Source organism: Gottfriedia acidiceleris, from assembly GCF_050457485.1.
GTDB classification, from domain to species: Bacteria; Bacillota; Bacilli; order Bacillales; family Bacillaceae_G; genus Gottfriedia; species Gottfriedia acidiceleris_D.
Genome location: NZ_JBCMJM010000008.1, coordinates 143,153 through 167,175, shown reverse-complemented (window position 1 = coordinate 167,175; position 24,023 = coordinate 143,153). Strand labels below are relative to the sequence as shown.

27 protein-coding genes are annotated in these 24,023 nt (G+C 31.9%); 17 read left to right on the top strand and 10 right to left on the bottom strand.

All coding sequences use genetic code 11. The features are described 5' to 3' along the window. Positions 1–481 precede the first annotated feature (481 nt). The 4 genes from ABEY15_RS09520 to ABEY15_RS09505 all read left to right on the top strand — a co-directional run bounded on the left by ABEY15_RS09520 (position 482) and on the right by ABEY15_RS09505 (position 2,688). Positions 482–1,126 carry a formylglycine-generating enzyme family protein gene (locus ABEY15_RS09520; RefSeq protein WP_429889808.1) on the top strand — a complete coding sequence of 215 codons (645 nt, stop codon included), beginning with the start codon at positions 482–484 and terminating at the stop codon, positions 1,124–1,126. Positions 1,127–1,322: 196 nt separating this feature from the next. Further along, on the top strand, positions 1,323–1,508 hold the full coding sequence (locus tag ABEY15_RS09515; protein WP_429889807.1) for a hypothetical protein: 186 nt from the start codon (positions 1,323–1,325) through the stop codon (positions 1,506–1,508). Positions 1,509–1,680: 172 nt separating this feature from the next. Then, entirely contained in the window at positions 1,681–1,836 is a 156-nt protein-coding gene (locus ABEY15_RS09510; protein WP_429889806.1) for a hypothetical protein, read from the top strand. A gap of 276 nt (positions 1,837–2,112) precedes the next feature. Next, positions 2,113–2,688: a hypothetical protein gene (locus tag ABEY15_RS09505; RefSeq protein WP_429889805.1), complete on the top strand. Its 576-nt coding sequence runs from the start codon at positions 2,113–2,115 to the stop codon at positions 2,686–2,688. 624 nt (positions 2,689–3,312) lie between these two features. On the opposite strand, the gene ABEY15_RS09500 is transcribed toward ABEY15_RS09505, so the two are convergent. Further along, positions 3,313–3,504, bottom strand: coding sequence for a hypothetical protein (locus ABEY15_RS09500; RefSeq protein WP_429889804.1), 192 nt, complete (start codon positions 3,502–3,504; stop codon positions 3,313–3,315). Positions 3,505–3,923: 419 nt separating this feature from the next. Here ABEY15_RS09500 and ABEY15_RS09495 point away from each other — a divergent pair, with 419 nt between their 5' ends. Together ABEY15_RS09495 and manA are read left to right on the top strand one after the other, a co-directional pair. Continuing rightward, positions 3,924–4,796, top strand: a complete 873-nt coding sequence (locus ABEY15_RS09495) for an ROK family protein (RefSeq protein ID WP_429889803.1) — start codon at positions 3,924–3,926, stop codon at positions 4,794–4,796. A gap of 23 nt (positions 4,797–4,819) precedes the next feature. Next, a complete protein-coding gene (manA, locus tag ABEY15_RS09490) occupies positions 4,820–5,764 on the top strand; it encodes a mannose-6-phosphate isomerase, class I (protein ID WP_429889802.1) in 945 nt (314 codons plus the stop codon). 169 nt (positions 5,765–5,933) lie between these two features. Here manA and ABEY15_RS09485 read toward each other — a convergent pair whose 3' ends face one another. The 3 genes from ABEY15_RS09485 to ABEY15_RS09475 all read right to left on the bottom strand — a co-directional run bounded on the left by ABEY15_RS09485 (position 5,934) and on the right by ABEY15_RS09475 (position 8,174). Continuing rightward, on the bottom strand, positions 5,934–6,452 hold the full coding sequence (locus tag ABEY15_RS09485; RefSeq protein WP_429890066.1) for a cysteine hydrolase family protein: 519 nt from the start codon (positions 6,450–6,452) through the stop codon (positions 5,934–5,936). 120 nt (positions 6,453–6,572) lie between these two features. Then, positions 6,573–7,457: an RCC1 domain-containing protein gene (locus tag ABEY15_RS09480; protein WP_429889801.1), complete on the bottom strand. Its 885-nt coding sequence runs from the start codon at positions 7,455–7,457 to the stop codon at positions 6,573–6,575. A gap of 81 nt (positions 7,458–7,538) precedes the next feature. Continuing rightward, positions 7,539–8,174 (bottom strand): pentapeptide repeat-containing protein, encoded by a 636-nt coding sequence (locus ABEY15_RS09475; RefSeq protein ID WP_429889800.1) that lies wholly within the window; start codon positions 8,172–8,174, stop codon positions 7,539–7,541. 410 nt (positions 8,175–8,584) lie between these two features. On the opposite strand from ABEY15_RS09475, the gene ABEY15_RS09470 reads away from it, so the two are divergent. After that, a complete protein-coding gene (locus ABEY15_RS09470) occupies positions 8,585–8,953 on the top strand; it encodes a DUF4180 domain-containing protein (protein WP_429889799.1) in 369 nt (122 codons plus the stop codon). A gap of 3 nt (positions 8,954–8,956) precedes the next feature. Here the strand turns inward: ABEY15_RS09470 and ABEY15_RS09465 are convergent, their stop codons facing one another. After that, a complete protein-coding gene (locus ABEY15_RS09465; protein WP_429889798.1) occupies positions 8,957–9,496 on the bottom strand; it encodes a helicase in 540 nt (179 codons plus the stop codon). 147 nt (positions 9,497–9,643) lie between these two features. On the opposite strand from ABEY15_RS09465, the gene ABEY15_RS09460 reads away from it, so the two are divergent. Next, complete coding sequence (locus tag ABEY15_RS09460; RefSeq protein WP_429890064.1) at positions 9,644–10,342, top strand: aspartate/glutamate racemase family protein; 699 nt, start codon at positions 9,644–9,646, stop codon at positions 10,340–10,342. 65 nt (positions 10,343–10,407) lie between these two features. Here the strand turns inward: ABEY15_RS09460 and ABEY15_RS09455 are convergent, their stop codons facing one another. Continuing rightward, entirely contained in the window at positions 10,408–10,953 is a 546-nt protein-coding gene (locus tag ABEY15_RS09455) for a hypothetical protein (RefSeq protein ID WP_429889797.1), read from the bottom strand. A 183-nt stretch (positions 10,954–11,136) separates the two neighbouring features. Between ABEY15_RS09455 and ABEY15_RS09450 the strand changes: the two genes are divergently transcribed. The 4 genes from ABEY15_RS09450 to megL all read left to right on the top strand — a co-directional run bounded on the left by ABEY15_RS09450 (position 11,137) and on the right by megL (position 15,195). Next, positions 11,137–12,276, top strand: a complete 1,140-nt coding sequence (locus ABEY15_RS09450; protein ID WP_429889796.1) for a sensor histidine kinase — start codon at positions 11,137–11,139, stop codon at positions 12,274–12,276. Between the two features lie 21 nt (positions 12,277–12,297). Further along, entirely contained in the window at positions 12,298–12,966 is a 669-nt protein-coding gene (locus tag ABEY15_RS09445; RefSeq protein ID WP_429889795.1) for a response regulator, read from the top strand. A 554-nt stretch (positions 12,967–13,520) separates the two neighbouring features. Beyond that, positions 13,521–13,652 (top strand): hypothetical protein, encoded by a 132-nt coding sequence (locus ABEY15_RS09440; RefSeq protein WP_282439847.1) that lies wholly within the window; start codon positions 13,521–13,523, stop codon positions 13,650–13,652. Positions 13,653–13,998: 346 nt separating this feature from the next. After that, positions 13,999–15,195: a methionine gamma-lyase gene (gene megL, locus ABEY15_RS09435; RefSeq protein WP_429889794.1), complete on the top strand. Its 1,197-nt coding sequence runs from the start codon at positions 13,999–14,001 to the stop codon at positions 15,193–15,195. Positions 15,196–15,262: 67 nt separating this feature from the next. Here megL and ABEY15_RS09430 read toward each other — a convergent pair whose 3' ends face one another. Continuing rightward, complete coding sequence (locus ABEY15_RS09430) at positions 15,263–15,826, bottom strand: hypothetical protein (RefSeq protein WP_429889793.1); 564 nt, start codon at positions 15,824–15,826, stop codon at positions 15,263–15,265. 410 nt (positions 15,827–16,236) lie between these two features. After that, positions 16,237–17,025, bottom strand: coding sequence for an HAD family hydrolase (locus ABEY15_RS09425; protein ID WP_429889792.1), 789 nt, complete (start codon positions 17,023–17,025; stop codon positions 16,237–16,239). Between the two features lie 215 nt (positions 17,026–17,240). Here ABEY15_RS09425 and ABEY15_RS09420 point away from each other — a divergent pair, with 215 nt between their 5' ends. The 4 genes from ABEY15_RS09420 (at position 17,241) to ABEY15_RS09405 (ending at position 20,100) form a co-directional block, all read left to right on the top strand. Next, complete coding sequence (locus ABEY15_RS09420) at positions 17,241–17,807, top strand: DUF1643 domain-containing protein (RefSeq protein ID WP_429889791.1); 567 nt, start codon at positions 17,241–17,243, stop codon at positions 17,805–17,807. A 280-nt stretch (positions 17,808–18,087) separates the two neighbouring features. Further along, positions 18,088–19,359, top strand: coding sequence for a helix-turn-helix domain-containing protein (locus ABEY15_RS09415; RefSeq protein ID WP_429889790.1), 1,272 nt, complete (start codon positions 18,088–18,090; stop codon positions 19,357–19,359). A 153-nt stretch (positions 19,360–19,512) separates the two neighbouring features. Next, positions 19,513–19,800, top strand: a complete 288-nt coding sequence (locus tag ABEY15_RS09410; RefSeq protein ID WP_429889789.1) for a hypothetical protein — start codon at positions 19,513–19,515, stop codon at positions 19,798–19,800. 72 nt (positions 19,801–19,872) lie between these two features. Next, a complete protein-coding gene (locus ABEY15_RS09405; RefSeq protein WP_429889788.1) occupies positions 19,873–20,100 on the top strand; it encodes a hypothetical protein in 228 nt (75 codons plus the stop codon). On the opposite strand, the gene ABEY15_RS09400 is transcribed toward ABEY15_RS09405, so the two are convergent. Next, positions 20,087–21,043 (bottom strand): hypothetical protein, encoded by a 957-nt coding sequence (locus ABEY15_RS09400; protein WP_429889787.1) that lies wholly within the window; start codon positions 21,041–21,043, stop codon positions 20,087–20,089. The two genes, ABEY15_RS09405 and ABEY15_RS09400, sit on opposite strands and share 14 nt — an antisense overlap. 183 nt (positions 21,044–21,226) lie before the next feature. Next, positions 21,227–22,144 (bottom strand): alpha/beta hydrolase, encoded by a 918-nt coding sequence (locus tag ABEY15_RS09395; RefSeq protein ID WP_429889786.1) that lies wholly within the window; start codon positions 22,142–22,144, stop codon positions 21,227–21,229. Positions 22,145–22,332: 188 nt separating this feature from the next. On the opposite strand from ABEY15_RS09395, the gene nagZ reads away from it, so the two are divergent. Then, a complete protein-coding gene (gene nagZ, locus ABEY15_RS09390) occupies positions 22,333–23,970 on the top strand; it encodes a beta-N-acetylhexosaminidase (RefSeq protein ID WP_429889785.1) in 1,638 nt (545 codons plus the stop codon). Positions 23,971–24,023 lie beyond the last annotated feature (53 nt).

The following is a 24,023-nucleotide window of genomic DNA, read 5'->3' as shown; positions in this document are numbered from 1 at the left end:
AACGTTAGGTGTTGGGAGCAAGCCATTGTCGAGGACAGTTTCCGTAATAGGTGGATTAGGTTTTATACTAAGTTATTTTCTGAAAAAACAATTTAAAAAGTAACACCAAAAATACTCTATAGCGTAGGACACAAAATTGTCTACCTTATAGAGTATTTTATTTCTATTATTATTATTATAAATATGATAGGTATTAGAAATTAAACAAACAAATGATTCATTGGGAAACATACCCACGGTTAAGACGTATCCAAGACTCCTGTAAAGCATAATCTTATTCAACTAACGCATGCGTTTGTTGTATAACGAATATGCTGATTTGCAGAATTTTTTATTTTACTAACGGATTTTTATCTACAAAAAACCAACATAATTTTTGAATTGATCTTATAGTTCTTAACGAGGTGATTTTTATTTAAATCATGATCATTAGGAGGACGACAGAGTGTCAAATGAAATTAAGAGTTACATAGACTATCAAATGGTAAAAATTCCTGGGGGAAATATAGAATTAAGAGACGATAGAATAAAAAGTAAATGGAAAACTGAAATAAGACCATTTCTTCTTGCCCAGTATCCTGTAACTGTGGGTATATACAATACTATAACAAATACATCACTTAATACTTTTGTCAGAGATCTAAAACCAGTTGTGAATATTTCTTGGAATGATGCAATTTCTTTTTGTAATCTACTTTCACAGAAAGCAGGACTGAAAGAGTGTTATTCAATAAGTAAAGATGGTGAAAACATAATTTGTGATTGGGAATCAGATGGCTATAGACTTCCTACAGAAGCAGAGTGGCAATATGCGTGTAAAGCAGGGACGACGGGTTATAGATACGGTGAACTTGATAAAATTGCTTGGTATAATGAAAATTCTGGAGATAAAATACATGAAGTAGGAAGAAAGGAAGCGAATGCATGGGGTCTATTTGATATGTTAGGAAATGTTTGGGAGTGGTGTTGGGATTTATATGATGAACAGGTCTATGGGTCCTACCGAATTTTTCGAGGTGGTAGCTGGGCAGAGGTAGCAAGAGGTTGTGGCGCTTCATGTCGTCGTCGTAGCCATCCGTCATTTTGCATAGACGACCTTGGATTCCGTCTTGCACGGTCTTTTTAATTTCCTGAAAGGCTGGGGCCAGTTATTAGTCAATGCTTAAACATTCTTATGCAACTAAAGCAATGCATTAGTTGAACAACGCGATCGACGATTTGTCGGTCTTTTTTATTGAACAAAATGGCAGTTTAGTTGAAGAAGGATTCACTGTAAATATATGGAATTTATTTAGAGAGAATAAAAAAGATTGGAGTAAATCATGCTTTCAAGAAAATACTTTTTAACAAATTTTTTATTGAGTATTTCGTTTGTTTTAGCTTTTTTAGTGACAGCGTATCTTATGAATGATACTTTAAGAAGTTCTCATTTTGCTGGCGCTTTTGGTGGAGGAGTCGCACTCTTTCTTTATTGTATATTTAGAAAAAATAATTCTACCAAGAAATAGGAATTTATGTAAAAGTACATTGTTCTTATGTAACTAACACATGCATGAGTTGAATAGCAGTTGCCAATTCAGGTGGCTTATTCTTATTCGACTAAATGACAGGGGAGTTGTGTAAATATTTGGAATTTTATGGTAAAATATTTGTGTTAGTAGATATGAAGGGGATGAATTTATGAATAAATTACTTGGAACCTTTAAAAATATGTTTTTAGATTTATTTGCAATGGGTAAGGGGTTTTTATATGGATTTGTAATGGTTGGATTGTTAGTTTTAATTGGTATGGCTTTATTATATGGAATTCTGTTTCTAAAAAATATTGTATTTTAAACAACAACAAGATTATATTCTAATGTAATTAACGCATGCCCTAGTTGCTTAAGAAAAACTAGATAAATACTAAAGTAAAAAATTGCTTTAATTTTTTATCAAACTCTTTCCAAGTAAATAATGTATAAGGAGTATCCATATCTAAAAATATATCAGCGTACTATTTATTCAAATTTTAATTATCTTTTACTTTCTCCCCTTTTCTATCGACATATCTATATTAATTATCATGCTAAGATAAAATGAATTAAGTTTTACTTAAAAGGAGAATAAATTATGATTAAGAAATTATTTATTATACTTATTGCTGCAATGATGCTTACTTCCTGTTCCGATTCTACGAAAACAACGAAACAAAAAAATGAACAATCAACCGAAGCGTCATCTTCTGAAACATCAAAGACAGCAATAAAAAAAGTTCTTGAGCAACTTTTTACTGGTCCAGATAAGAAGCTTATTGATCTAATGTGGAATCCTAAATATAGGACTGTTGTAAATAATAAAGAAGAAAACCCAACGTTCGATAAATATGTAGCAGAGGTATACGGACCATATATGACAGATTCTTATCTCGATCCCTTCGTTTCAACAATTCTTAGTCAATATTCGAATTTTGCTTACGATAATGGATATAAGTTAAGTCTAAAGAAGATTTCAATTAAGCAAAGTGATAATGATTCAGCTCGTTATACCTTCATAGCAGAGGTTGGCTATCAGAAAAATAAAGATGAAGAAAAAACTGCAAATGTAGAAGGTAAAGTCTACTTCTATCCAAAAGAAAAAGGAAAAATCTCGGTAATCAAAATCATTAATGACAATGGCTTATTGGATAAATTACGAACGAAAAATTGAATATTTAATGTACAATACAAGTATGCATATTCTGGATCAAGAGGTTAAATTAAGAATGTAAAATACCTAACAAGTTTAACACCTTCACACCTCCCGTGAATCCTTAACTTGATTAAGCCTATCTATATTACCTAGTTATCATTATTTTCCTCGCGCATTAAAGAAGGCAGCCAATGAATTAAATATATATAAAGTCTACAAGTTACCCAAAAATATAGCCTGTATCTATGATTACCGAGTAATAATAGATACAGGCTATATTTTATGTTCCTTATTGAACTACTATGGAAGTAAGTTATAAACTTCCATTCACTGTGGTGAATAATCGATTCATGGTTGGCTAACGCATTGCTTTAGTTGAATATCATAATGGCTGCATTTGCAGTCATTTTTATTATGCTAACAAGGAGTATAGTCACATTTAATAAATTTAAATAAAAGTAACAGCCCAAAGATAAAGATAATTACCATATCCAAGCAATTATTATTGAAAAGACAAAGAACAACTATCCTAGTTAAAGGAAGGGACAGATGTTCTCGCGATAGAAATTGAATAGTATCCTATCATTCAATCAATTCCTAGTATAGGAAAAAACGAATTTCCTTTTTTCTGCTTTTTTGAACTTAAAAATTCCACCATCTGTCACTACGACGATCGAAATTATCGCGTCTTTCATCCTCGCAACGATCTACTGCACGACAGAATTCTTCTTTATCAACCGTGATTTTCGCATTAAATGTAACCTCGTTATTTCTTCTATTATTTCTATTATTATTTCTTTCGTCATTTCTTTCGTTATTACAATTGCAACCCATTTATACCACTACCTTATCCTTTAATTTCATCTCGATATCCTATGATTGGACAAGCAAAAAGAAATGGACAAGTGTTTGATTTTAATAAATATGCTATGCAATTCTGTTTATTTATTTAAGCTTTTGAATAGAAAAATCGGCTAAATAGGCGTTTGGAGTTTAATTTAAAATTTACGGAAAAGGAAGTCGCTCGAGGGAGAGGGGCTTCTTTTTTTTGTACATGAAAAGAGTCTTCTTTTTATATAGCTTTCATAAGTATATATGGATTAAAAAATATATTTCGTCCAATAAATCAAGTGATATAAATCGCATGATTTTCTTTAAAAATGTTTCTATATACAAAAAAAGTAAGTCGAGCTTCTAACTACTTTAAATAATGTAAGGTTTAATTAGTTTATTTTAATTGGAGGTAATGGCAAATGTTAGGTGCAATCGAAGCAGGTGGAACAAAGTTTGTATGTGCTATCGGAGATGAAAATGGCAATTTAATTAGGCGTATTCAATTCCCGACAACTGTGCCAGATGAAACGATTTCACAAGTAATTGAATTTTTTAAGAATTATCCCATAAAAGCAATTGGTATTGGATCATTTGGTCCGATTGATGTAAACGAGGCGAGCTCTACTTACGGATCGATTACATCAACCCCTAAAATGGCTTGGCAAGGCTTTCCTTTCGTACAAGCAATTAAACAGCATTTTTCTGTTCCAATTGGTTTTAATACGGATGTGAATGCAGCGGCACTAGGTGAAGCTATTTTTGGTGCAGCAAAAGGGTTAGATAGCTGTTTATATATAACAATTGGTACGGGTATAGGAGCTGGAGCTGTCGTAAATAGTCATTTACTTCAAGGAATCACACACCCTGAAATGGGACATATATTAGTGAGACGTCATCCGAATGATGAGTTTGTAGGGAACTGTCCTTATCATCGTGATTGCTTAGAAGGCTTAGCCTCTGGTCCTGCAATTGAAGCGCGATGGGGGCAAATTGGTTCCATTCTGATTAATCGAAAAGAGGTTTGGGATTTAGAAGGATATTATATTGCCCAAGCACTTATGCAATACATATTAATTCTTTCGCCTAAGAAAATCATTCTTGGTGGGGGTGTAATGAATCAAATGCAAGTTTTTGAAAGTGTTTACAAATATTTAAAAGAGCTAATTTGCAATTATGTTAGTTTACCAGATTTGAATGAGTATATTGTACCACCTGATTTAGGTAATAACGCTGGAGTTACCGGAGCGCTTATGCTTGCACATAATGCTTTAAATAAAAATGCACTAGTTTAAATAGCCTATAGGAGGAAATTAGCATGCAACCATTATTTTTAAAACCAGTATTTAAAGAACGAATTTGGGGAGGAACAGCTTTAAAATCAGATTTTAACTATAATATACCGAATGAAAATACAGGTGAATGCTGGGCAATTTCGGCTCATCCTAATGGTGCTTCCATTATTGAAAATGGTCCATTTGCAGGTATTGAATTAAATGAATTATGGAAAAAGCAACCCGAATTATTTGGTCACCCAAAGGAAGAAGTTTTCCCACTTTTAACGAAAATATTAGATGCAAATATGGATTTATCTGTTCAAGTACATCCTGAAGATTCTTATGCAAAAGTTAATGAAAATGGTGATCTCGGTAAAACAGAATGTTGGTATATTCTTGACTGTAAAGAAGATGCACATATGATATTTGGACATAATGCCAAAACAAAAGAAGAACTAATTAGCCAAATTAAAGAAGGAGAATGGTCAGATTTACTTCGTCGAGTAAAAATCAAGCCAGGTGATTTTTTCTATGTCCCTAGTGGAACTATTCATGCTTTATGTGAAGGAACTCTCGTATTAGAAACACAACAAAGCTCTGATACGACTTATCGGGTATACGATTATGATCGAAAAGACCATGAAGGAAATTTAAGAGAACTTCATTTAAATAAAGCAATTGATGTAACAACAGTTCCTCATCAAGAAACAGAAGTGGAATTTAAGACGGAAGAAAAAGAAAATATAAAGATTAATACATTTGTAGATTCGGAATTTTTCACCGTATATAAATGGGATATTACTGGAAAAGCTTATTTAACTTATAATGATCAATATCTACTTTTAAGTGTAATAAACGGTAATGGAAAACTGATCCATAGCGGAGAAGAATATATCTTATCAAAAGGTTCGAACTTCATCATCCCTGTTGGATTTGGTGAGTTTGTTTTAGATGGAGATTGTGAAATAATTGTTTCGCATACTTAAGGATTAAAGGAAAACAAAGACATCCTTTCAGAAGAATTTCAGACTGAATGCAAGCGCTTGCTTTTTGATATGTGAATTTACCTAGGACTTAAAAAGCACCGCAGATAGGTGAGGCAAAGAAGAAAGTGAGCGTATGTTAAGAAAAAAAGGCAGCTTATTAGCTGCCTTATTAAAATTCAACTTCACTAGTAGTTTTAGGATCAGTTAGCCAGCGCAGAGTCTGATTATGGTGTTTAATAATTTGCTTAGCCGTCAGCTCATCTGAATCCCATGTACTATGAGCATCCGTAACAAGTGTAACTTCATAGCCATTTCCAAAGGCGTTTCTAGTCGTTGTATCAACACAGATTTCCGTTTGAATTCCCGCCATGACTAAATGATTAATTTCCTGTTTTGCCAACTCTTCTTTTAAATTCGTCTTAAAAAATGAGTCTGGTGTTGTTTTATGTATAATGATATCTCCATCTATTGGAGCAATATCTGACTGAATTTCCCAACCAGGTGTACCAAATTCAAGTGGAGAACCTTCTTCAGAATGCTGTATATAAAATATTGGCGTATTCGTAGCCCTTGCTTTATCGATCAATTTGTTTAGATTATTTAATAATGTTTCAGCGTTATACACCGGATTAGATTCGGAGAACATAAAAGTCTGGACATCAATTACTAATAGAGCTGTTTTTTTTATTTATAAATCTCCCCTTAGAAAATTGGCTATTTTTTACACCTTCTAGAAGAAAATATATCATTATTAGCAGTAGAGGAGAAGGGGGATTTTCAGAAAATTTTTGCTTGTTGTAATTAAAAATTATTTTGGAGTTAGTTGGATACCGTGCCAGTTGCTTACATTACATTGGCCAAATTCATTACTACCTACAGCTACAACTGTGCCATCTGATTTAAGTCCGAGAGTATGTGTGCAACCAGCCGAAATCGCTACAATATTGCACCAGTCACTTACATTACATTCGCCATGACTATTCAACCCGGTAGCCATAACTGAGCCGTCCGCTTTAAGTCCTATCGTATGATTACTACCAGCCGAGATCGCTATAATGTCGTGCCATTCGCTTACATCGCATTGACCATCCTTATTCAATCCCACAGCGACAATCGTGCCGTCCGACTTTAGCCCAACGGTATGAAGATAACCGGCCCCAACCGCCACAATTTCTTGCCATCCACTCACTTTACATTGGCCATACCGATTATTACCTACAGTTGTAACTGTGCCATCCGCTTTAAGTCCGACAGTATGCCAGTCACCTGCCGCTGTTGCTACTATATTGTGCCAATCACATACATTGCACTGACCATCGTTGTTTCGACCTACAGCTACGACTGTACCATCTGATTTAAGCCCGACGGAACGACGCCAACCCGCAGCAATTGCCACTATATCATGCCAATCACTTACATTACATTGTTCATGCTTATTCCATCCCACAGCTACAACCGTTCCGTCTGATTTAAGCCCAATCGTATGAGAATTTCCCGTGTGAGCGTTACCCGCAGCAACTGCCACAATATCGCGCCAATCGTTTACTTCTAGTTTGCCATATTTATGATCACCAACAGCTGTCACAGTACCATCCGATTTAAGCCCGACAGTATGACGATAACCAGCTGCTATACAATCTTTAGGCCATATTTTCACTTTTAACTCCGCTTCGTTCGGTGAAGGATAATCCATGATTTTACCACTCCCATTACTAACAGATTTTAAATAATACTTCTAACTAAAAATCTTAAGATTTAATCAAATGTTAAACTTCTAATCTACAATCTTTAAACCCATCAATGTTGCAAATTGAACGGCTTGATTTGATGAAACCTTACAGCCATTTAAATTACTAATTGAAACTGTTAATTCATTAAAAGTAGAACTACTAATATCTATACCATTGAGAGATGTTTGTTCAAAATTTGCTCCATCAATATTACATCTATTAAAATCAACTTTTTTAAATTTACAATCATAAAAATCAGTACTTTTTAGAACAGAGTCTCGAAAAATTACTTTTTCTAGTTTTGATTCTCCGAATAGTGCCAAATTTAAAACAGAGTTTTCAAATTGTACATTACCAATGCTAGATTCCGTAAAATTTGCGCCTAATAATTTACAATTTTTAAAGATAACTTTGTGGACAGAAGAGTTTCTCATATTGCAATTTGATAAATCACAGTCTTCAAAATATACATCAGTCATACTGATATTTTTAAAATCTGTATTCGTAAACTTACAATTCTTGATAACGGCTTTATATAAAAATACTCGATCTACAACTTCATTTTCAAAAACAGAGCCAGAAATCTCACACATTCCTAATTCTGGATCCTCTTCATAAAAAATATCATAAAAATTTCTAGCTATTAATTCTTTGGGGATAGTGGGTGTATCGATTTTCATAGTGATTCCTCTCTTTAAATAAGTTGGATGAAACTTATATCCTTTATTAACTACTCATTACTATAAAGAACTTTGAGTTTTAAAAAAAGACTTTTAATTTTATTAGGTCTGTGTACAAAACAGCTTATTTTTTCTCTGTATATTAAGAGGAAGAGCACCATTTGTAATATGGAAAGCTACTTTTGTTATCAAACAAAGAGTAAATTTTTTTTGAGATTTCCTTTATGTAGACTCCCAATTAAAATAAAAAAGATCGACTATAGTGTCGATCAATGGGCACCAGTAACTAACGATACTAAGACTTATCATTTCTTCTGTGTAATAAATTTAATCTTATATTCGCTTCACGCTACATACTCTTTGTTTTAAAATAGTAGAAATAATAAAAACTTTAAAAAGGGGAAGCGTAGATGAATATTAAAACAACTGAAGTAAATGGGCATCTAATTGCAATTGCGAATGCAGATTCAGTAATTCTTATGGATGAACAAAGTGCTTTAGATCTTATTATGACAATCAGTTATGATCATAAAAGTAATCGTATAGCACTGAACAAAGAAGCAATTTCAGAAGAATTTTTCAATCTAAGTACGAAACTTGCAGGTGCGGTGCTTCAAAAGTTCGTTAACTACAATATTAAGTTTGCGATTATAGGTGACTTTTTAAGTTATACAAGTAAGGCACTAAAAGATTTCATTTATGAGTGTAATAAAGGGAATAATGTATTTTTTGTTTCATCAGAACAAGAAGCAATTGATAGATTATCAAAAGCAAATTAATCACTATTTTTGACAAAAGATAAAATGATCATCGTTGTTCCAAACATGTAGATGATCGGCACGGTATCCGCGAAGCCATAGTACACCATTAATTCGTCTAATGTAAAAACCTTTCGGAAAATCTTCATCTTCAGATAGTGCCTCAGATGCAATTGTGATTGAACCGGAAGGAGCTTGATGTTGCTTTACGGAATTCCCTGAAAAACCTTCTGGTTGATCTAAATACGATAGTCTTATGTAAGGTCCTAGCTCAAGAGGGCACAATTCCAAATTGAGTTCCCTTGCTTTTTTATAAATTTGAGGTGTTGTAGCTCCTTCTAAAAATCCAAGATCGCCAACCGTTAGTTCAACTGTTTGAAGGCTGTACGTTGTATTTGATATTGTAAAGTGATCATCTTTTAATAGCATCTCACCATATTCATTCATCGAGATAGATGCTTGTTGTAGTTTCTCGATTAACTGGGATTTCGTTTGGCCACCAATTTCTACTATTCTAGTAATAAATGGACAATTAGGGAATATTTTTTCTTCTTCAATATGCATTTTGTTCTCTCCTACTTCATTTATTGTGCTTAAACTATTCTATAGTTCTTGATAAATTTCCTTGTTAAACTAAGAGATAATAATAGGTCTTGATTTTTTGATGAACAGATGAGTAAAAATTTTAAAAGAAATTGGAGTTGAATGATGATGAAAACAATCGGGTTGATTGGTGGTATGAGTTGGGAGTCTTCATTACTGTATTATCAAATTATGAACGAGCGTGTGAAAGAAAAGCTTGGCGGTCATCACTCTGCAAAAAGCTTACTGTATTCAGTCGATTTTCAAGTAATTAAAACGCTTCAGTTTGAGGACCGATGGGATGAGTTAACGAAAATTATGATTGATATTGCTAAAAAGCTAGAGACAAGTGGAGCAGATTGTCTTGTTATTTGTACGAATACAATGCATAAGATGGCCAAGGAAGTTGAGGAATCGGTCAAAATTCCTTTATTACATATTGCTGATGCAACTGCTAAAGAAATTGTAAATAATGGAATTAAAAAAGTTGCTTTGTTAGGAACAGCATTTACAATGGAGCATGATTTTTATAAAGGAAGATTAATAGAACAGTTTGGTTTAGATGTAATCGTCCCAAATGAGGCTGAAAGAAAACTAATACATAATATTATTTATGAGGAACTTTGTCTTGGAATTGTGAAGGAGGAATCTAAGCAACTTTATTTAAACATAATCAATCAGTTAATTGAACACGGAGCGGAAGCGGTTATTTTGGGGTGTACTGAAATAACGATGTTAATCTCTCAGGAAAATTGCAGTATCCCTGTCTTTGATACAACAAGAATTCATGCTGAAAGTGCTGTGGATTTTGCTTTAAGTATTCAATAATAAAAGAAACCCACAAGGTATAAAAATTTTCCTTGTGGGTTTTCCTATTTCAAGATTTAGAACAATTAACCTTCAATAGGGAAATCGTTGTTTGCTTGAGCAAGTGTTTTCTCTTTTCGAATCATATATAAATTGAAAACAATATAATAGGCAAACATGATTAGCATTAACCCAGCAGACCATCCAGAAGCCATGCTTTGTAATCTGTTAGATAAATCATCATTTTGTAACCCATTTAGTTTTTCAATTGAATAAATATCATAAATTCGATAAACTAAGCGACCGAAGAATAGTAGTGTAACGGTACTGCTGATCCAAATATTTGTATTATAGAACCATGCTCCATTTCTATTTTCAAAATTTGTTTTAATTGAAGCGAAATAAGCAAGCCCAATTCCGATTAAAATACCAACAACATCTGAAGTTAAAATAATTGGTTTTAAACCACCTTGAAATAGGATTAATGCTCCAATTATAAAGAAGATCACTGTACTTATGCGCATTCTCTTCTTATTCAATTGCTGCCATCCGATACTTCGACGGAACCTTTTAAAGATGCGATAAACTAAAAGTAAAATAATAATTCCAATAAAAATATATTGTTGATTCATTGTTTTTCTCCTTAATTTGTATTGTATGTTCATATGATATTCTTTTATTAATTTTGAATCGACTTCTATTAGATAGAAATTTATTCATAAAGTCTATAACTAGAGATAGAGGAAAACAGGAAGAATATTGATTAAAATTAAAAGTGAATTTTTTAAAGGGTAAATGAGAGGAGTAAGTTTATTTTGAAGGAGAAGAATGTCTTCTTATTAAGACCAATCATAGGTGCTACTATTATTTTAATTTTCATGAGCACCGGAAAATTATTTAGTGGACCACCTCTTAAAACGGCACTTTATTTAACTATTTGGGTTACTTTAACATGCATTTTATTGATTCATAAAGATAAATGGTCGAATGTATATTTAGTTATTGCTTTTAGTATTATGGTGATTGAAGCTTTGGTAGGATTAATTATGTTTAAAGAAGTAAATGTGCTGTATTTTTTAGCATTTATGTTTCACGTAACGATTATTCGTTCCTCTTTATCGCGAACTCCGATTGCATCAATTATCGTTATGATTGTCATTGCTTTAATCTATACGCGATTTGGACACCAAGATTTATTAAACGTTTTAACTTATATTTTGATCTCAATTATTATTTATTTAAATATAAGAAGTAGAATGCAGCGAAATGAAATGTATGAATTGAATAAACAACATGTCGTTAATTTAGAAAAAGCATACAGTCAGCTACAAGAAGCGTCTTCTACTGTTATGCAAAATGCAATTTTAGAAGAGAGAAATCGAATTGCAAGAGATATTCATGATGCCGTGGGACATAGTTTAACTTCAATCATTGTTCAAATGCAAGCTGTACAATATATGATAAAAAAGGATCCAAATCAAGCCGAACAAAGTTTAAAGGATATGTTAGTAGTTGCTCGGAAAGGCTTAGATGATATACGAAAATCCGTTCATTCACTTGCTGATGATCTTCCTCAATCTGCAATTGGCACATTAGAAACTTTACTGACACATATGGAGTCCTCAACAGGTATTCAATATTCCTTTAAAGCGGAGATTGGTGATGTTGAATTAGATGTCGAGGTATACAAAATACTGTTTAGAATTTTACAAGAATCAATTACAAATGTGATACGTCATTCTCAAGCTACAAAACTAGATGTTGTACTGAGAAAGGAAGCTGAATTCATCAATATGACCGTTAGGGATAATGGGGATTTAGAAAATGCTCAAAAAATTAGTGAAGGATTTGGATTAAAATCAATGAGAGAAAGACTAGAGAAAATGAATGGAAGTCTTTCCTATTCAATTATTTTTCCACATGGCTTTGAAATCGTTGCAAAAATACCATTGTGACGAAGGAAAGGGTGAGAAAATATGTCAAATAAAAAAATTAAGGTCTTACTAGTTGATGACCAAACGATGATTAGGCAAGGTTTTAGTTATGTAATAAATCTGCAAGATGATATGAATTTAATTGGTGAGTCATCTGACGGAATAGAAGCAATCAAGTTAGCAAAAGAAAAAATTCCAGATGTCATTCTGATGGATATACAAATGCCAAATCTTTCAGGAATAGATGCTACAAAAGAAATAACGAAACTATTACCTACGACGAAAATTGTTATTTTAACTACATTTGATGATCAAGAATATATTTACCAAGGAATTCGCTCAGGAGCTGTAGGATTTTTATTAAAAGATGCTGAAGTTGAAGAAATGCTTGATGCGATTCGCTCAGCCTATCGAGGAGAAGCTATTTTTAAAACCACCCTTGCAGCAAATGCACTTTCTAGAGCGATTGTTTCTGGATTTGCCATTCCAAGTAAAAAAGGTGAATCAATACTTATCGAAAAACTAACGGAGCGTGAACAAGAAATCCTCCAGGAAATGGCCTATGGACTTCGAAATGACCAAATCGGTAAGAAATTATTTATAACGGAAGGTACTGTTAAATCACATGTCCATCGTATATTACAAAAATTTGGCTGTGAAGACCGAACACAAGTAGTAGTAACGGCACTTAGGAATGGAATGGTGAAATAAGAAGGAAGTTTAGGAAAGTAAATAAAAAGTAGATGTTATTTCTATCTGAGATAACACCTACTTTATTTGGACCGAAATCTACATAAATGAAATTTTTCAAATTGGCTTGTATTACTTTTAAAATCAATTCAGGAGAATAAGTGGAAAGGGTAGTTTAGGAGAAGAAGTTTCGAATTGAAAAGTGCTTATTTTAGATTAATTTTAAGGCTAGAAGAAGTAATTATAAGGATGACTTTATAATCAGTAATAAAATGTTGTAGAAAATCTTCGTTACATAGACTCGGTAATAAATGTGATCATAAAATACATCTAATTAAATAGATATAATATTAAATGGTCGAAAGGAAGAGTTTGTTCTAGACACTGAACTATTTTGTACAAGTTTTTTTATGAAAAAAAGAGGGAAAAATAAAAAAACTACGAACTATTATTATTATTATTAATTCATTCGTTAATCGAAGTAATTTTTTCATTAAAAGTTGGATATGTATTTTATTAAGTAAGTTTGTTAACAATACAAAAATTAAATAAAATTTACTAAAGAGGTGTAGTCAATGAGCTTCCATGATCCAAACGAATTTGATGAATTGATACCAAATGATACCGATTTAAATTTTATTAAGAAATTTCCAGAAGTTGAAGAAGCGATTGGAATTGATGAAATTCTGAAGTGGTTAGAAGATTAACTCAAAAGAGAATAATTTGAAAATAAAAAGTACTTTCTAGATTTTTAGAAAGTGCTTTTTTTCTTTCGAACGGAAATGTAATAGGGAAATAGTTAGGTAAGGAATTTTAGTGAATAAATAGAAAGAACCAATATAAAATTGAATATTTTGCTACTTTCTATTTTGTATTTTAGTCTTATTTTGGATTAAGAGTATGTAATTTTACCTATAGTATGATCTATTAAAAGGTATTACTTTCCTAAATATAGAAGTAGTCTAAGTGAATATTTTGTAAGGGTTTTCATTTAAGTTTTTGCTTTAATTAACGTTTGATCAACACGCACTTAATTAAGGAGGCTAATTAGAAATGAAGAAAAATCAGTTTGATACAAAGTTGATTCACGAAGGCTATAAAACTAGTGAGTATCACGGGAGTTTAACTCCTCCATTATTTCATACGTCTACCTATACATTTCCTACTGCACAACATGGAGAACAGTCCTTTGCTGGAGAAAGAGATGACTTTATTTACTCAAGATTAGGAAATCCAACCGTTCAAATTTTGGAAGAACGAATGGCAGCGTTAGAAGAAGGAGAAGTAGCGTTAGCATTTGGTTCTGGTATGGCTGCTGTGTCTGCTACAATTTTCTCTTTAATTAGTACCGGAGACCATATTTTATGTTCAAAAGGCATATACGGATGTACATATGGTTTTTTAGAAATGCTAGAGAGCAAATTTGGAATTGAACATAACTTTTGTGAAATGGATACTGAGGAAGAAATTCAAAACTTAATCCAAGAAAACACGAAAGTTATATTTATTGAAACACCGATCAACCCTACAATGAAAGTCATTGATATTGAAATGGTTGTCGAAGTTGCAAAGAAAAATAATATTACCGTAGTAGTTGATAATACATTTTGTTCACCTTATTTACAAAAACCATTAACACTAGGCTGTGACATTGTGCTACATAGTGCAACGAAATATATTAGTGGTCATGGTGATGTAGTTGCAGGAATTGTTGTTTGTAAAACAAAAGAGCTTGCGGATCGAATAATCCCCATCCGAAAAGATATTGGAGCAATTATGTCACCTTTTGATGCATGGCTGTTGCTTCGAGGATTAAAGACATTAGCAGTTCGAATGGACCGTCAATGTGAAAATGCAAAAAAGGTCGTTTCATTTTTACAATCGCATCCAATGGTAAAGGATGTATTTTACCCTGGAGATTTTAAAAGTCAAAATTATTTTATTGCAAGTAAGCAAATGAAAAAAGGTGGAGGAGTCTTCGCATTTACAATTGACGGGACAAAGGAAGATACACAGGAATTTATTAACCATTTAGAAATGATTAAAATAGCAGTAAGTCTAGGTGATACAGAGACATTAGTTCAGCATCCGGCGACGATGACACATGCAGTCGTTCCAAAAGAGTTACGAGAAAAAATGGGCATAACAGAAAATATGCTACGCATGTCAGTCGGATTAGAGGCATGGGAAGATATCGTAGCGGATTTACAACAAGCATTAATTAAATCTAATAGCAATACTGTATGTTAATCTCTAGTTGATAAAAAAGTACTTTCTAAAATTTTCTTAGAAAGTACTTTTTATTTTCGCTCTAACATTATATTGGAAAATCAACAATTTCATAAATTATATTTTTATCAATCCTAAACTCAATAGCAAAATGCGGATCAAAATCGATGAGTTGGTGGACTGTTATATATGAATCATGAATTTCATTAATGCAAACTACATAATGATAAATTAGTGTTTTTACGATGACTACCTCACCCTTAAACTCTTTGGCAAAACGATTAATCCTTTTTTGTGTTTGAGGAGACGTTCTTTCAGATACAGTTATATAATGTCTCTTCGCCTGCGATGACTCTTCACTTGTAAAATCACCTTGCTCATTTCTTGAAGAAACACTTTTACAAGATAATTTACCAATCTCAATCACCAACGCTAAATCAATTCTAATTTGCCTAAACACCTCATCAGAGGCCAAAATGATCATATTTAATGAAAGGTCTTCATTAATTGATACTAATCTTCCTCTATAATTAAATAAAAATGTCTCCAAAAAAACCTTTTTCCCAAGTAATTTCTTAGCTCTTTTTAAAATATGATTTCTATTCTCTGGTGAAGTGTTTTTAGATATGCTTATTCCATGTTGTTCCGACAATAGTAGTTAACCTCCATGAGTTTGTTACTACATTTTATGAAACGAATCTTACTCATCGAAACGGTCAATATCATTAGTTTAAAAATTTTATAGGACTAGCAGTCTGTCAAAGGGAAGATTTTTAAGATTTTTGACATAAGTATGGGGTATATCTAGTCAAAATCGTAATATTTTATAATAATGTCGTTGTGAAATTGCATGTTTGATTTGATTTTTTGGCTGAATAGATTGGTTAGACTAAAAAATTTAATGAAAGGCACCAGCTTATGAAGAAGCCCGATATACGGATAGTAGTTTGGCTATATTTTTAGTTTAATTGCGTTTTTCATCCTTTTAATTGTAAATACCCAATCAAAAAAAAATCCAGCAAGTCCCCATAAAAATGGACCACTAGATTTTTTTAACAAAACCTACTTTTTCAAAGAATCAATAATCGGATAAAGCTCTTCTAAATGAGTTATTTCATATGTAGGTACAACTTCATTTCGCTCTTTATTATGCCTATTAATCCAAACGTTTTTCATTCCAATTCTGCTTGAGCCTAAAATATCAGTCATAAGATTATCTCCAACCATAATGACCTCTTCTTTTGATAGTTCCATTAATGATAAGGCATGTTCAAAAATACTTGGGTCAGGTTTACCTTTTCCGAAGTCTCCAGAAATTAGTATTTGATCAAAATACTCTTTAATCTTTGGTGTAATTGAAAGCTTCGTATGTTGCAAATCAGGGGAGCCGTTTGTTAGTAAGAGTAGTTTATATTGACCATTTAATCGATTAAGCACATCAAATGTTTCATCGTATACAAAAGGATTTCCTTTGCGTTCTTCAGGGAATGTTTCGGCTAATAAATGACCAAATTCTGGATCATCTATTCCAAATGCTTTTAAGCCAAGAGTCCATGCATTTTTTCGATAGGTAGGAGAATTCGCCCTCATTTTTGGAAATTGATCATGATCATCTAAAAAATTCCCCCAAAGTCCTTCGAATGGATTAATGCCAATTAATTTTGTGAATTCGTATGTATCGTATGATTCATAAAGCTTTCTAGCCGCATCACGGACGGCATTTTCAAATTCAGCTGGATCAATACCGTATTTTTCGGTTGCTAACTTACATGTATTTGCAAATGCAACTTGAACACTTTTTTGGTCCCAAAGTAATGTGTCATCCAAATCAAAAATGATTCCTTTAATCATAAAGTATCCCCTTCCTAATATGAACTGTATAAATTATCCACTATCGTACTAGGAAAATATGAATTAGTAAATAGTAAGCTACTAAAATTTCATTTTTTTTTAGATACAAAGTAAGGATTATTTATTTTAAATTAATAATATAGTACAAATGACGATTATATGGAATATAATACCTTGTTGATTTTGTTTTAATTAATGATGAAAAGAGTGAGTATATGTCATTTGAAGATTTTGTAAACTGTCATTCAATGCAAATTAATACGAAGGCGGTCTTCGATAAACAAAATAAATTAATGCGATATTCGCTTACAAGAACTTGGGATGAATCAAAAAAGAAAGCTACTCTTGTATTACTTAATCCTTGTCGAGCAAATCATCTAAAGAGTGATTATATATTGGCGAGATGTCTTAACTTTTTTATAGATTATAAGAAAGGTAACTTCGGATCGCTAGAACTAGTAAATCTTTTTGCATTAATGGAACCGGATTCAACAAAGCTAAAAGGGAAAGAATGCGAAGTTGGCGAACATAACGATGAAGCAATTAAATTAGCGATTAGTAACGCAGATATTATTATTGTAGGTTGGGGTTCAAGTAAACGATTTAAATGGCGAATAAAAGAAGTTCTAGATCTGTTAGAACCTTATAAAGATAAATTATTTAATTTTTGTGATGACTCAAATCGGAAGGATATATTGATTCACCCAGTTATTTTAGCGGAAAGACATTGGTTAGAAAAATTAAATTATGAAGCACTTTACGAATGGAGTACAAAAGATTAATCTTAATGATATTTCTGAAGGCAACTCATCTTGAGTTGTTTTTTTTGTTGCTTGAAAATTCAAATACTTATATTTATAAAAATTGTTATAATAAATTGAGCATTAAGTTCAATGCAGAAAGCTACATTTTAAATTAATTACTAAACTTTACTAAAATTGCCGACTTTCTAGAAACTCAATTATTACTTGAGTCCATTTTCCTTAATTCAAGTAACACTTGATTTTAACTATTCAATTAACTAGATACAATGAAATTAACTTTTAAATAGAGGTGATATAAATGTTTGATATGAAAAAAGTAGGTAGACAAATTGCTCAATTAAGAAAGGCAAACAAGATTACACAGATGAAGCTAGCTGATCAATTAGGTGTTAGCTTTCAAGCAATTAGTAACTGGGAACGTGGAGAGACAATGCCTGATATTTCAAAATTACCAGAGCTTGCAGAGATATTTAATGTAAGCATTGATGAAATTTTAGGAAATGTAAAGGGTGTTAAGTTGATTAATAATTTAATTGAAAAAGATAATCCTGATTCTTCAATTGAGTTAGAAGTTGAAAAAGAAGAATTTTTAAATGTTGCACCGATTCTTAATATCGATCAAGCCGACTTAGTTTTTAGAAACGTTGAGAACGATCTAACGATTATTGATACAGCGGATATTGCTCCATTTGTTAGTGAAGATATAATTGATGAATGTGCAAAGAAAGAATTTGATTCAAATGGAATCAAAGAATTATCGCGGATGGCACCTTATATTAGTAACGATGTAATAGATGAATTTGCGAAGAAAGAGTTTGAGTCCAATGGAATTGAAGAATTAACTCGGGTTGCACCGTTTATTAGTAAAGAATTAATTGACGAATTAGCGAAGAGAGAGTTTGAAACGAATGGTATAAAAGGCTTTACAACTTTGGCACCATTTATTAGCGAAGAAATAATTAATGAATGCGCAAAGAAAGAGTTTGAAACGAATGGTATTAAAGGATTAACATCAATGGCACCATTTATCAGCGAAGAAGTAATTAATGAATGCGCAAAGAAAGAGTTTGAAACGAATGGTATAAAAGGATTAACATCAATGGCACCATTTATCAGCGAAGAAGTAATTAATGAATGCGCAAAGAAAGAGTTTGAAACAAATGGTATAAAAGGATTAACGTCAATGGCACCATTTATTAGCGATGAAATCATCGATGAGTGTGCAAAGAAAGAGTTTGAGCAAAATGGCATAAAAGAAATAACATCAATGGCAGCATTTATCAGTGACGAAATCATCGATGAATGTGCAAAGAAAGAGTTTGAAACAAATGGTATAAAAGGACTAGCATCGATGGCACCATTTATTAGTAATAAAATAATTGATGAATGCACAAGAAAGAGTTATGAATTAAACGGGATCAAGTCATTAACACCAATCTGTCCATTTATTGAGGGTGACCTACTTAATGAACTTGCATTAGATGCTATATCAAAACATGGCATAAATGAAATTTTTTCAGTGATTCCATTTTTAGATTCAAAAATTGTAAAAAATGCAGTAATTAAATAAGTTTCAAATTGAACTCGTTTTTACTAAAAGGGGTCGCAATAGGACCCTTTTTTATTTTTTCTAGACATTTTATTAATAAAAAAAGATATTTTCTGGACAATTCAGTAATATCCTTTATCATATAATTAGTAAAAATAATGAAAAGGTGACTTTATGAAAAAATTACTTGTTATCGGGGCTTTAGCAATCTGTCTAATTATTTCTGCACAAACAAATCCATCTAAAGGAGAGTTTGTCACTTGGGCAAAGGATCAACTTAAATTGGAATCAAAAAACAAATATATTGATTTCGGGATTGATTTATTAGGTGAAAAACTTATTAGTAAGGTTACAACTAAAAAAGATTATGTCTTTTTTTCAGTTTACGAGGTTAAGGCTTTAGACAAGGACATAAAAGTGGTCGGTTTATTTAATCATTTTATTCCAATTTCAAAAAAATAAATTCCAAGTGTTAGTGGAAAACTTTGATTGCTTGTATATAATAGAAGAATAAAGTTAAAAGAGGTGGAAAGAATGAGCAAATCAAAAGCAAGAAAATTACGAGACAAACTAGTTAGAGAAGGTAAACGAAATCCAGAATTAAGTAGAAGTTCATTTGCGATGTTAGATTTAAATACGCGTAGAACAAAAACGAAACAAGAAAAATTAAATCAAGTTAAACATAAAAAACAGTCCTTTGGAAAAGATGATTTTCATACAAAGGACTGTTTTTATTTAGATGCTTATCTTATTGTTGTGTAGCAGGCGCTTTTTTTACTTTATTAGCGAATTTAACTGTTAGATTTGTTTTATATACGTCGGCCGCAGCTTCAAATTGATTGTAAGTATTATTAAATTTTTTAAAAACGGTAGTTGCATTTACAAGAGCAACTTTTGCTTTTGCTACATCTCTTTTTTGAATTGCATTATCTAAGCTTTCATTATCTTCTATATCATAGAGCTCATCAAAACCATCTTTAAAATACTTTTCAAACATAGAATCTAGATCTTTTTCGATTTGACGATGTGTTGTGTAATCCATATCAAGAACATCGTATGCATAGCTAATAATTTCTTGGTCTTTAGATGTCATCCCATAAAAGTGTTGATTTACTAAAGCATATTCAGTTTCATAGTTTTTATATTCAACAGGTAATTGCTTACGAATATAAATTTCATTTTCCGTAAAAATTTGATCCTCGATATCGTATACATATGACTCGATCGTATCATATGTGTGGTTTTGGTAATTTCTAATTGCCATCAATTTATTTTTTTGAGTTGTAAAGTATGTTTTAGCACCCTTTGAATCTACTTTTTTAATATATGTATTAAACTGTGCAGTTACTTTTTTCATATCTACTGCTGCATTGTCTTTACGAGCTTTATCAATTCTTGTTTTAAAACTTGCTGTTTTTTTTACTAGCTCGTCTTTACCTGTATATCCGTACTTATTAAATAAAGTAACATCAGTTTGTAGTTCTTTATAATAATCATAAACATCTTGATCTGTATAATAGATTTCACTTTTTAAGTTGTTTAGTACTTTAATGTAAGAGCTAACTTGTTTTTTTAAATCATTTTGAGCTTGGACAACTTTAGTATTAGTTGCTGCTTGGGTTTCAGTTGGTAGCATCCCTAATAGAATACCTGCTGATAGAGTTGTTGCAGTAGCTATAGTTGCGATTTTCTTAAATTTATTCATCTCGGTCTCCTAATAATATTAAAATTTTTCATACTATTAGTATAGTACATGTTACAAAAATATTAAATATATATTAATAGGATTAAATCTAATTTAAATTACCTTTAAATGAAGTTAAAAATATTCACTTCACTTAAAGGTAAATAAATTAAGTGATACAATCATAAACTAGCAAAGTCCATTTTAGTCTCGTGAGGCATTTACAATTAATTGTGCCATTCTTCTTGGGTATATTTTTGCAGTTGACATATGATCGCCACTTCCTTGTATAAAACGATAAATTCCTAATCTACTAGCCATATGAGGGTACCAACCAGAATTTTCGCCTGCGGGTACTACTGTATCTTCTTGTAAATTAATAAAGCTTCTTGGAGTAGATAATTGGTAAAACGTTTTTAAATCTAGCTTTTCGACTAGAGGCATTACTGGTTCCGGTGTTGTCGCATTATAAATTTGCCGCGCCGTTTGTAAATCAGCCAAGTTAACAAACACATCCCGGAAGTATTGAAATGGTAGTTTGATTGTATTATCAGAAGATTGTTTTGCTAAGTCTAAAAGGAATTTTTGTGCTTGTGGTGGGAATTGATCTGCCAGGCTTTCGCCGTCATTTAAAACAAAAGCATTCCAAAAAACTAATCGTTTAATTCGGTCGTGAAGCTGTTCAGCGACTTTCTGAATGACAGTACCACCAAAGCTGTGACCTATCAAAATAATATTATTAAGCTTATTAGACGTTATATAATGAACAACTTGTTTTGTAATCATCTCATGATTTACATTTTTATCTTTATCTGTACCATGCCCAGGCAACTGTGGTGTGTGAACAATATGTCCCATTTTTTGTAGTTCTCTTGTTATTCCGTGCCAAAAAAATGGATCAACCCATGAGCCGTGAACTAAAACGAAAGTAGCTTGAGCATGCTGACGATAAAAAATGTCAGATTGGTCAATTGAATGATGCTGTTGATGAATAGGATATGATTGATATTCGTTATACCAATATTGGTGATAATCATAGTAAGGATTATTCTGATTTGGATTCATATTTTGATTTTTGTAGTTTATAGGTTGAATCATTTCATGGGATTTTTTACTGGTCATGCTAATTAGTCCCTCCTTGTTAATCTTTCTCATCGTATGCACCTATTCGTTAGAAGGTGCCCACTTAACTAATGGAAATATAAGTAAGTAAAGAGGGGAAAATAATATTTTAGGAGGAGAATATTATCAAAAGAGCTATATTTTTATTAATACTATTATTAATTGTTTGTACAAGTGTTTACTTTGCGGTGAAAGATAAAGTTTTCCAAGATTCATCAAAATCGAATCCAAATAAAAATGCAAATCATCAAACGGAGACTAATCATTCGAGTCAACTTTCAACGGAAGAAATTTTAAATAATATCCTTTCAAGCGCTAAAAAGGGAGAAATTCCAAACCAAAAAAATATAGAAGTAGGGAAGTCATCTTTAAACGATTTAACGGAGCAGTTTGGGGAATCTACCCAAAAAGATCAGGTTGCTAATGGTACGTACTTAACCTATCAAAAACAGGGATTTGCAGTAGGATATGATCATCAAAATCGAATTTATGAAGTTAGATCATATGATTTTAATTTACAACAAATTCACTATGACGATATTATGAAACAATTAACAAAGCCAAGTAAGATTAAATATTATAAGGACCAACAAGTTGATCAAATTATTTTAGTTTATGAACTGCCAAATCATATTGAACTGAAGTTTATCTTACCAAGACCAACTAGTGAAAATAATAATCCAACATTACATCATACGTCAGTATCAATGATTGAGCAGCTTAATTCTAGTACTGGCACTAATCTAGATCAGCTTTTAAATGCGATGACACTTCAAGAAAAAATAGGTCAAATGATTATCTCAGGTTTTTACGGACCGAATTACTCAAGTAGTTTAAAGGAATTAGTTGAACAATATCATATTGGTGGATTTATTTTTTACAATGAAAATCTAACGAATAACAGTCAAACGGTTAAACTTGTAAATTCAATAAAGGCTGCTAATCGAAATAATCATTTACCGATCTTATTCGGAGTTGATCAAGAAGGTGGAAGGGTTTCTCGTTTACCAGGAAATCTTGGTCAAATACCGTCAAACGAAATAATTGGAAAGAAAAATAATGGGCAATTTTCATTTGAAATTGGTCAAATACTAGGAGAACAGCTACAAGCTTTTGGTTTAAATATGGATTTTGCACCTGTTTTAGATGTAAATAGTAATCCTAAAAATCCGGTCATTGGTGATCGTTCATTTAGTAATAATCCAAAAACTGTAAGTAATTTAGGAATACAAACAATGAAAGGGATTCAATCAGAGAAAATCATCCCGGTTGTAAAGCATTTTCCGGGCCATGGAGATACTTCAGTTGATTCCCATCTAGAATTACCAGTTGTAAACAAATCGTATACTGATTTAAAATCATTGGAATTAATACCGTTTAAGGACGCGATCAACCAAAAAGCAGATGCTGTTATGGTTGCACATATTTTATTACCAAAAATTGATCCTAAATACCCTGCTTCAATGTCTAAAATGATCATTACTTCAATGTTAAGGGATGATTTAAAATATGACGGAGTGGTGATGACGGATGATATGACGATGGATGCAATAGGGAAAAATTATAATTTAGAAAAAGCAGCGGTTACTTCCATTTTAGCTGGAAGTGATATCATTATGGTTGCTCATGATCCTAACGAAGTAAAAGCTGTTTATAAAGAAATCGAAACAGCCGTGAAAAACAAAACAATTTCAGAAGAACGTATAAACGAGAGTGTAAAACGAATCATTTTACTTAAACAAAAATATAAACTAGATAATAATCAAGTAAAGCCGATGGATCTTCAAAAGCTCGTTGAAAAAACAAATAAGTTATTAAATAAGTAGAAGAATTACCAAAAAAAGGAAATCACCACCTTTTGTCGAATAAATAGTCTGAA

What these genes read in the sequence shown, in the direction of transcription:
- ABEY15_RS09520 (WP_429889808.1), top strand. Translation starts at nt 482, where the DNA reads ATGGTAAAAATTCCTGGGGGAAATATAGAATTAAGAGACGATAGAATA.
- ABEY15_RS09515 (WP_429889807.1), top strand. Translation starts at nt 1,323, where the DNA reads ATGCTTTCAAGAAAATACTTTTTAACAAATTTTTTATTGAGTATTTCG.
- ABEY15_RS09510 (WP_429889806.1), top strand. Translation starts at nt 1,681, where the DNA reads ATGAATAAATTACTTGGAACCTTTAAAAATATGTTTTTAGATTTATTT.
- ABEY15_RS09505 (WP_429889805.1), top strand. Translation starts at nt 2,113, where the DNA reads ATGATTAAGAAATTATTTATTATACTTATTGCTGCAATGATGCTTACT.
- ABEY15_RS09500 (WP_429889804.1), bottom strand. Translation starts at nt 3,504, where the DNA reads ATGGGTTGCAATTGTAATAACGAAAGAAATGACGAAAGAAATAATAAT.
- ABEY15_RS09495 (WP_429889803.1), top strand. Translation starts at nt 3,924, where the DNA reads ATGTTAGGTGCAATCGAAGCAGGTGGAACAAAGTTTGTATGTGCTATC.
- manA (WP_429889802.1), top strand. Translation starts at nt 4,820, where the DNA reads ATGCAACCATTATTTTTAAAACCAGTATTTAAAGAACGAATTTGGGGA.
- ABEY15_RS09480 (WP_429889801.1), bottom strand. Translation starts at nt 7,457, where the DNA reads ATGGATTATCCTTCACCGAACGAAGCGGAGTTAAAAGTGAAAATATGG.
- ABEY15_RS09475 (WP_429889800.1), bottom strand. Translation starts at nt 8,174, where the DNA reads ATGAAAATCGATACACCCACTATCCCCAAAGAATTAATAGCTAGAAAT.
- ABEY15_RS09470 (WP_429889799.1), top strand. Translation starts at nt 8,585, where the DNA reads ATGAATATTAAAACAACTGAAGTAAATGGGCATCTAATTGCAATTGCG.
- ABEY15_RS09465 (WP_429889798.1), bottom strand. Translation starts at nt 9,496, where the DNA reads ATGCATATTGAAGAAGAAAAAATATTCCCTAATTGTCCATTTATTACT.
- ABEY15_RS09460 (WP_429890064.1), top strand. Translation starts at nt 9,644, where the DNA reads ATGAAAACAATCGGGTTGATTGGTGGTATGAGTTGGGAGTCTTCATTA.
- ABEY15_RS09455 (WP_429889797.1), bottom strand. Translation starts at nt 10,953, where the DNA reads ATGAATCAACAATATATTTTTATTGGAATTATTATTTTACTTTTAGTT.
- ABEY15_RS09445 (WP_429889795.1), top strand. Translation starts at nt 12,298, where the DNA reads ATGTCAAATAAAAAAATTAAGGTCTTACTAGTTGATGACCAAACGATG.
- ABEY15_RS09440 (WP_282439847.1), top strand. Translation starts at nt 13,521, where the DNA reads ATGAGCTTCCATGATCCAAACGAATTTGATGAATTGATACCAAATGAT.
- megL (WP_429889794.1), top strand. Translation starts at nt 13,999, where the DNA reads ATGAAGAAAAATCAGTTTGATACAAAGTTGATTCACGAAGGCTATAAA.
- ABEY15_RS09425 (WP_429889792.1), bottom strand. Translation starts at nt 17,025, where the DNA reads ATGATTAAAGGAATCATTTTTGATTTGGATGACACATTACTTTGGGAC.
- ABEY15_RS09420 (WP_429889791.1), top strand. Translation starts at nt 17,241, where the DNA reads ATGTCATTTGAAGATTTTGTAAACTGTCATTCAATGCAAATTAATACG.
- ABEY15_RS09415 (WP_429889790.1), top strand. Translation starts at nt 18,088, where the DNA reads ATGTTTGATATGAAAAAAGTAGGTAGACAAATTGCTCAATTAAGAAAG.
- ABEY15_RS09410 (WP_429889789.1), top strand. Translation starts at nt 19,513, where the DNA reads ATGAAAAAATTACTTGTTATCGGGGCTTTAGCAATCTGTCTAATTATT.
- ABEY15_RS09405 (WP_429889788.1), top strand. Translation starts at nt 19,873, where the DNA reads ATGAGCAAATCAAAAGCAAGAAAATTACGAGACAAACTAGTTAGAGAA.
- ABEY15_RS09400 (WP_429889787.1), bottom strand. Translation starts at nt 21,043, where the DNA reads ATGAATAAATTTAAGAAAATCGCAACTATAGCTACTGCAACAACTCTA.
- ABEY15_RS09395 (WP_429889786.1), bottom strand. Translation starts at nt 22,144, where the DNA reads ATGACCAGTAAAAAATCCCATGAAATGATTCAACCTATAAACTACAAA.